This window comes from Variovorax sp. P4_D9 (assembly GCF_056401695.1).
On record NZ_JBFUIU010001708.1, the window covers coordinates 1 to 653 of the forward strand.

At 62.2% G+C, this 653-nt stretch carries 1 protein-coding gene; it reads right to left on the bottom strand.

The window, feature by feature from the left end:
- Positions 1-163: 163 nt before the first annotated feature.
- Positions 164-653, bottom strand: a 490-nt coding sequence (locus AC1DY5_RS57890; protein ID WP_478123079.1) for a hypothetical protein, incomplete at its 5' end; no start/stop codon positions are given.

Genomic DNA, 653 nt, shown 5'->3' on the forward strand with positions numbered 1-653 from the left:
GTGCACACCCACTTCGCGGACGCAATCCCGCAATTAGCCCGCGGGTGTTGTAAGTCAGCCGCGAACGTCGATTCCTGGCCTTGTTCTGACGGCGCGTTGGCCTTCCTTGCCATCAGGCCGCGAAGATGAACGTCCGGTTGTGGCCGCATTCTGCCGGCTGCGACTACCGAACGCCACGAGGCTCGTTCGACCTGTGCCAAGGATTCGGCGGTTCGCGTTCCCCGTCTGCAGCATCTCTCTTGTCCTTGTGAAATACGAAATGAGAGCGATACGCGACGTCCAAGGCGTACGCCGCCATCCGCTTTGAGTCGGTTGGCCCCAGGTGGAAGCTCCGCTGATAGTGAGCCGCAAGGGCGGCTTCGGCCGCGGGATACGTCGCGCCAATGGATTGGAGTAGGCGGAGGTTGTACTTGTCCTGGCGCGCCCACTCGGCAAGAGCGACGTCAACTTCACTCCTTGAGTTGTACGGCTGCTGAATCGCCCACGGGCGAAGCGCGGCATTGGCCAGCACGTGCTGAACGTCTATTCGTATCCGTGCGGTCGGCTGGAGCGTACCTTCCCCCACGCCGGAGCCGATTGCCTTGTCCAACAGGCGCACAAGAGCAGCTGTCGGCCGTGGGAGTAGAGCACCGGCATCCTTTGCGGTCTTCGAC